Source organism: uncultured Sphingomonas sp., from assembly GCF_964250165.1.
GTDB lineage: Bacteria > Pseudomonadota > Alphaproteobacteria > Sphingomonadales > Sphingomonadaceae > Sphingomonas.
In genome coordinates this window covers 1-6,869 of record NZ_CAXUEK010000101.1, presented here as the reverse complement: position 1 = coordinate 6,869, position 6,869 = coordinate 1, and the positions used below count along the sequence as shown (strand labels likewise).

Here is a 6,869-nt window from a genome sequence, read left to right as displayed (position 1 = left end):
TGAAGCAGCCGCCCAGATTGGTGTCGATCACCTCGTTCCAGGCCTGCTTGTCCATCTTGAGCAGCGTCGCGTCGCGGGTGATGCCGGCATTGTTGACGCAGACATCGACCGGCCCGAGATCCTCCTCGACCTGCTGCACGCCCGCCTGGGTCGCGTCGTAATCGCTCACGTCCCACCTGAACGCCTTGATCCCGGTCCGCTCGGTGAAGGCCCGGGCGCGATCGTCGTTGCCGGCGTAATTGGCCGCGACGATCATCCCCAAGTCCTTCAGCGCCAGGCTGATCGCCTCGCCGATCCCGCGTGTGCCGCCCGTCACGATTGCGACTCGTGCCATCACACCTCTCCCTCGCTTGTTATCGCTCGACGCTAGCAGCGTCGGTCCACCCCGCAAGTTCCCGCTGCAGGATCGTGCGCAGCATCGCCACGCCCCCGGCCGAATCGTTGAGGCAAGGCAGATAGGCGAAGTCGGTCCCGCCCGCCTCCAGGAACGTCTCGCGCCCGCGGATCGCCATCTCCTCCAGCGTCTCCAGGCAATCCGCCGAGAAGCCGGGCGCGACCACCGCGACCCGCTTCACCCCGCGCCCCGGTAGCGCCGCCAGCGTCGTGTCGGTCGCCGGCTCCAGCCATTTCGCCCGGCCGAAGCGCGACTGGAAGGTGACGATCAGCTCGCGCCCCAGCGCCTCCGCCAGCAGCCGCCCGGTCTTCCGGCAATGGCAATGATAGGGATCGCCGAGCGTCAGCGTCCGCGCCGGCATGCCGTGGAAGCTGGCGATCACCGCGTCCGGCGCGAACGGCAGCGCCGCCAGCCCCTGCGTCACCGATGCCGTCAGCGCGGCGATATAGGCCGGATCGTCATGATAGGGCGGCAGCGTCCGCAACGCCGGCTGCCAGCGCATCGCCGCCAGCACGGCAAACGCCTGGTCGTTGGCGGTCGCCGTCGTCGCGGCGCAATATTGCGGATAGAGCGGCGCGAGCAGGATCCGCTCGCAGCCGGCGTCCTTCATCGCCCGCAGCCGGTCGCCGATCGCCGGCCGGCCGTAGCGCATCGCGTAATCGACCGTCACGCCCGGCCCGAACGCATCCCGGAGCGCCGCCGCCTGCCGCGCGGTGATCGCCGCCAGCGGCGAGCCCGCCTCGGTCCACACCTGCTGATAGGCGTGCGCGGATTTCCTGGGTCGCGTCGTCAGCACCACGCCGCGCAGGATCGGCTGCCACAGGAGACGCGGCAGCTCGACCACGCGGCGGTCCGACAGGAATTCGGCGAGATACCGCCGCACCGACCGCGCGTTCGCCGCGTCGGGCGTGCCGAGATTGACGAGCAGCACGCCGATGCGCGGCGCGGGAATGGCGGGATGGTCGGCGGGCGGCTGCATGGGTGCGTCCGTAACGGCCGAACGGGGCGGGGGATACCGTGATGGCGAACGGTGGTGGCAAGCGCCGGGCAGCTTTCGGGATCGCGACCGCCAGAGCAGCCGTTCGTCGGGCCATGATCGTTCGCCACGAGGCAAGGCTTCGACGCCACCGGGTTGGTCGCCGGCGCGTCAGCCTGTGCCGGCCCGGACCGTCTTCGTTGACGTCGCCACGGGCGCGCCGCAGCCGTCCCCGCCCCAGGTCGCCGCCGTCCGGTCCAGCAGCGGCAGCGGCGCCCCCAGCACCATCGTCCGAGCGCGCAGCGCCGCGCGCTGATACGGCATCCCGATCGCCAGAAAGCGCCGTGGCGTCAGGCCGAGGAACAGCTTGGCGTCGCGCAGGAAGTGGGGAACGTCGTGATAGCCGGGCGGCGCGATCGCGAAATCCGGTGCCTCGTCCGCCATCAGCATCGCGGTCAGCGCGCGCAGGAAGCGCGTCCGGCGCATCAGCACCTTCGGCCCATGGCCGAAATGCTGCAACGCCAGTTGCCGCACGGCGCGGGGGGTGAGGCCCAGACCGTCGGCCAGCGCGCCGCCGTCGGCCGTCGTATCGCCGTTCAGCGCCGCGGCGAGCCGGGCGATGGCCGCCTCGTCGCGGTGCGGCGGCGGCAGTCGGCTCAGGAAGAACGCATCGAGCAGCCCCTTGACCTCGCCGGCGCGGTCGGACGCATGGAGCAGCGCGCTCAGATCCTCCGCCCAGGAGGCATGGCCGAGCTGATCCAGCGGCGTGATGCTGTCGCGCGCGGCCTCCGCCGACGTGTCGAACAGCCGCGCCCAGCCCATCGGGCTGATATCGACCACCACGGTGACGCCGCCGTGCGAGACGACGGGCATCGCCTGGCTGGTGCCGCCGAACACCATCGCCGCGCCGAGCGGCACGGACCGTCGGCGCATCGACACCGCCACCGGCCCCTGCGTGAGCACGATCCAGAGCTGCGCCCAGCCCGGCAGCAGCCAGTCGTCCGGCCCCGTCCAGATCGCCGGGTCGGCTTCGATCACCGCATAGCTCGGCAGCAGCGGACGCAGCACCGGGTCGGGCACCTCGTACCGCAGCGCCGTCCCGGCCGGCACGCGCCATGCTGCCGGATCGATCCCGGGGGTCAGGCTGCCACTCTCGATCAAAAGCTGTCCCACTTGCACGCTCAAACGCATCCGACGCGGAAAAGCCGCCGACCTTGCGGCCGGCGGCTCCCCGTGACGAACGGCGTGTCAGGCGAAACGGATGCGCGCGCCAACCTCGGCACGGCGGCGCAGGATATAGCCCATGCCGCCGAAACCGAGCAGCATCATCGCCCAGGTCGCCGGCTCGGGCACCGCCCCCGTCACCGCGCCGGGCGTGAGCAGGAAGGCATGGGTGACGGTGGTGGTACCGACCAGCTTGGTGCCATAGCCGACGATCTGTCCGCCGGCATTGATCCCGCGCGCATTTATAAGCGTGAAGCCCGACGCCGGATCGATCAGGTCATTGAGGTCCTGCATGCCCCCGCTTGCGGTCCAAAGAAAGGCGCGACTGCCCCCCGCGGCGCCGCTATAGCCCACGACCTGCCCGGCATCGTTGATGCCATAGGCGTAGCTGTTGTCTTCCCCGCCGGGCAGGTCGCCCAGGTTCTGCATTCCCCCGCTCGCGCTCCACAGGAAGGCGCGGCTACCCGTCGTGGCGACGCTATAGCCCACGACCTGCCCGGCATTGTTGATGCCATAGGCTAGACTGGAGTCACTCCCACCGGCCAGGTCGCCCAGATTCTGCATTCCCCCGCTCGCGCTCCATAGAAAGGCGCGGGTGCCGGTCGTGGCGCTGCTATAGCCCACGACCTGCCCGGCATCGTTGATGCCATAGGCTAGACTGGAGTCACTCCCACCGGGCAGGTCGCCCAGGTCCTGCATCCCCCCGTTCGCACTCCACAAGAAGGCGCGGGTGCCTGTAGCAGCGCCGCTATAGCCCGCGACCTGTCCGGCATTGTTGATGGCGTTGCCGGCGCTGACGTCAGTCCCGCCGGGCAGGTCGCCCAGATTCTGCATCCCCCCGCCCGCGCTCCACAGGAAGGCGCGGTTGCCCGTCGTGGCGCCGCTATAGCCCGCGACCTGTCCGGCATTGTTGATGCCAAAGGCGACGCTGCCGTCGGTCCCGCCGGGCAGGTCGCCCAGATTCTGCATCCCCCCGCCCGCACTCCACAGGACGGCGCGGTTGCCCGTCGTGGCAGTGCTGTAGCCCGCGACCTGACCGGCATCGTTGATGCCAAAGGCTTGGCTGCCGTCGGCCCCGCCGGGCAGGTCGCCCAGATCGGTCAGGATATAGGGCGCCGCACTCGCCGGCGCGGCGATGCCGAGCGCCAGGGTTGCCGCAGCGGCGATAAGATGGTTGCGCTTCATGTTTATTCCCCCAAAGGCTCGGTCGATCCCGGCCCCCCGTCCCGCGGTGCCGATTAACGTCCCCGTAACCGCGATCCGGCGGCGACGCAGGCGTTATTCCTTACAAAAACAGGGTTTTCCCGCGATGGGACGATAATGCGAATCTTCACTGTGACCCGTCCGGCATCCTTGGATGTGTCGCCGGTCGCACCGAAAGGACCGCCAGTCCCCGAACCGCAAGGCGTCGGGCTCCCGCGCGCGGAAAGTCGTTCCCGGGATCGACAGCTCAGCTCAGCTATGACCGAGACTGGAGCGGTCGTCGCCATACTGCGCCAAGTGTCCCAACCGAACGGTCGTGACACCGTCAAACGGCGGCGCTGGCCTCCTTGGTGCGCCCGAAGCGCACGAGCGTAAGCCACCAGGCTCCGTTACTCCGTCTCCGCCGATCGCCGATGTCACGCGAACGGCAGCGACCGGAAACGCCGCCCCGTCGCGGACGCCAGCGCGTTGGCGACCGCAGGCGCGACGGGCGGCGCCGCCAGTTCGCTCGCGCCGCCGGGCGCCTCGTCGCTGCCGATCAGCTCGACGGTGATGTCGGGCGCGTCGGCGAGCCGCGGAAGGTGCAGGTCGCCCAGCCCGCGCGCGGTCGGCAGGTTGCGCCGGTAGCCGGTCGCCGCGCCCAGCACGGTCGCCAGGCCGAACACCAGCCCCCCCTCGATCTGCTGCCGGACCAGATCGGGGTTGACCACGCGCCCGCAATCGGCGGCGGCGACCAGCCGCTCCACCACCGGCCGGCCGCCCTCCAGCCGCGCCTCCGCCAGCACCGCGATCGCGCTGCCGCGCAGCCGCCAGCAGACGATGCCCTGCCCCGTCCCGGCCGCGCCGCCGTCCCAGCCGCCCAGCGACGCCGCGGTCGACAGGCAGCGCGCCAGCCGCGGGTCGCCGCCGAGCATGCCGATGCGGTAGGAGACCGGCTCCTGCCCCGCCCCGTGCGCGATCTCGTCCAGGAAGCATTCGGTGGCGAAGCACGTCCAGCCATGCGCGCCGCCGCGCAGATGCCCGACCGGCAGGTCCAGCGCCGCCTCGTGCCAGTCGACGGCATAGGCGGGCAGCCGGTACGGCGTCGCCGCACCGGCGACGGCGTAAGGGTCGCCCCGCTCCGGCCAGTGCAGCCCCGGCGGGGCGAGCCGCCGTCGCAGCGGCGCGCCCACCGGCGGCGTCGCGATCTGCGCGCGCCACGCCGCGACGCCGCCGTTCGCCGCCAGCTGCTCGCTCATCGCCACCGCCGCGGGCGGGCGCGGCCGCCCCTGGCGCAGCGCCTCGCCGCGCGACCAGACGAGGCTGACCGGCCGCTTCAGCGCCACCGCGAGCACCGCCGCCTGCTCGGCCACCCGCATGTCCAGCGCCTCGCCGAACGAGCCGCCGATCAGCATCGGGTGGACCACCACCGCATCCTCAACCAGCCCCGCCGCCCCCGCCGCCGCGGCGCGCGCGAGGCCCGGCGCCTGCGTCGCCAGCCACAGCTCCAGTCGCCCGTCGGCATAGCTCGCGGTCGCGCTCGGCGTCTCGATCGGGGCATGAACGGCGGCGCGCAGATCGTAGCGCGCGGTGACGAGGCCGCTGCCGGCGAGCAGCGGCTCGGGCTTGCCGCCCGTCGCCATCCGCACGCCGGGCCGCTGCAGTGCCGCTTCCAGCGCCCGCGCGATCCCTTCGTCGTCGAGCGGATCCCCGCGGGTCTCGAAACGCGGCCGCATCGCGTCGAGCGCGCGCTCCGCCGCCCAGCTGGTGGTCGCCGCGGCGGCGACCCAGCGCGGGTTCTCGACTACCGCGACGACGCCGCGGATGCGGTCCGCCGCCGCCTTGTCGACGCGCACGAGCCGGCTGTCGCCGATCGGCCCCGCGCGCACCGCGGCGTGGATCATGTCGGGCAGCCGCAGGTCGCCCGCGAAATTGGCCGAGCCGTCCACCTTGGCGGGCCCGTCGAGCCGCGGCAGGGGTTTTCCCACGAGCTTCCCCGCCCCCGCGATGCCGACCGGCACGGGCGCGGGCACGCGCTCCTGCGCCGCCGCCGCGGCGAGCGCGGCGAAGCGCAGCCGCTGCTTGCCATGGACGACGAACCCGGCGTCGACCGTCAGCGCCCGCCAGTCCGCGTCCCAGCGCCGCGCCGCCGCCTGGCAGAGCAGCGCGCGCGCCGCCGCCCCCGCCCGCGCACATTCGTCATGCCACTGCCGGATGGAGGAGGAGCCGCCGGTCAGCAGCGGCGCGTCGGCCCAGCGCGAAGGCGCCGTCTCGGTCAGCTCGGCGAGCGCCAGCGGGTTGGCGTAGAGCGGGCTGAGCGGCGCCGCCTCGACCCCGACGGTGCGCCAGTCCGCGCCCAGCTCGTCCGCCACCACCTGCGCCAACGCCGTCAGCACGCCCTGCCCGTGCTCCGCCTGCGGAACCGCGACGGTGACGTGGCCGTCGTCGCCGATCTTGAGCCACGCGCCGAACGCCGTCTCGCCGGGCGCCGCCGGCAGGCTCGCCCCATAGCGCCGCGGCCACAGCCGCCAGCCGACGATCAGCCCGACCCCCGCGCCGCCGGTGACGAGCAGGGTGCGACGATCGACGGGCATGGCGGGGGATTAGCGGAGGTGCAGAGGCCCGTCACCTTCCCTCTGCCTTCAGGGGAGAGGGTGGCCGACGCGCGTCTCTCGTGACGTGGCTCGCGACCGCTCCCTTCCGCCGACCATTCGGCTCCCTCCCCCTCCCCTGCAGGGAGGGCTAGGCGGTCTCCCCCGCCCAGATCGCGCGATACTGGTTCCTGAGGCCGACCTTGTCGATCTTCTCCGTCCCCAGCCGCGGCAGCGGCGCGGCGGCAAGCCAGATGCGCTGCGGCACCTTGAAGGCCGCGATGTGCTCCCTGAGGAACGCCTTCAACGCGTCCTCGTCGAGCGCCGCATCGGGTCCGAGGTGGATCACCGCGCCCGGCACCTCGCCCAGCCGTTCGTCCGCCAGCCCGAACACCGCCGCCTCGGCGATGCCCGGATGCTCGTACAGCGCCGATTCGACCTCCTGGCAGCTGATATTCTCGCCGCCGCGGATGATGATGTCCTTCTTGCGGTCGACGATGAA

The 6,869-nt window shown here is 72.2% G+C and carries 5 protein-coding genes and 1 pseudogene; all 6 read right to left on the bottom strand.

Translation table 11 applies throughout. From position 1 onward, the window contains the following. A partial coding sequence (locus tag ACFE64_RS14360) for an SDR family NAD(P)-dependent oxidoreductase (RefSeq protein ID WP_375393140.1) occupies nt 1-334 on the bottom strand: 334 nt, incomplete at its 3' end. A 19-nt stretch (nt 335-353) separates the two neighbouring features. Further along, entirely contained in the window at nt 354-1,373 is a 1,020-nt protein-coding gene (gene hemH, locus ACFE64_RS14355) for a ferrochelatase (protein WP_375393139.1), read from the bottom strand. A 168-nt stretch (nt 1,374-1,541) separates the two neighbouring features. Further along, nucleotides 1,542-2,543, bottom strand: coding sequence for a helix-turn-helix domain-containing protein (locus ACFE64_RS14350; RefSeq protein ID WP_375393138.1), 1,002 nt, complete (start codon nt 2,541-2,543; stop codon nt 1,542-1,544). Between the two features lie 75 nt (nt 2,544-2,618). Continuing rightward, nucleotides 2,619-3,779: a PEPxxWA-CTERM sorting domain-containing protein gene (locus ACFE64_RS14345; protein WP_375393137.1), complete on the bottom strand. Its 1,161-nt coding sequence runs from the start codon at nt 3,777-3,779 to the stop codon at nt 2,619-2,621. A 434-nt stretch (nt 3,780-4,213) separates the two neighbouring features. Then, nucleotides 4,214-6,370 carry a molybdopterin cofactor-binding domain-containing protein gene (locus ACFE64_RS14340; protein WP_375393136.1) on the bottom strand — a complete coding sequence of 719 codons (2,157 nt, stop codon included), beginning with the start codon at nt 6,368-6,370 and terminating at the stop codon, nt 4,214-4,216. Between the two features lie 148 nt (nt 6,371-6,518). Then, nucleotides 6,519-6,869 (bottom strand): annotated as a pseudogene (locus tag ACFE64_RS14335) (AMP-dependent synthetase); the annotation flags it as partial.

Excerpts from the sequence above, each read along its gene's own strand:
- hemH (WP_375393139.1), bottom strand. The coding sequence starts at position 1,373 with ATGCAGCCGCCCGCCGACCATCCCGCCATTCCCGCGCCGCGCATCGGC.
- ACFE64_RS14340 (WP_375393136.1), bottom strand. The coding sequence starts at position 6,370 with ATGCCCGTCGATCGTCGCACCCTGCTCGTCACCGGCGGCGCGGGGGTC.
- ACFE64_RS14345 (WP_375393137.1), bottom strand. The coding sequence starts at position 3,779 with ATGAAGCGCAACCATCTTATCGCCGCTGCGGCAACCCTGGCGCTCGGC.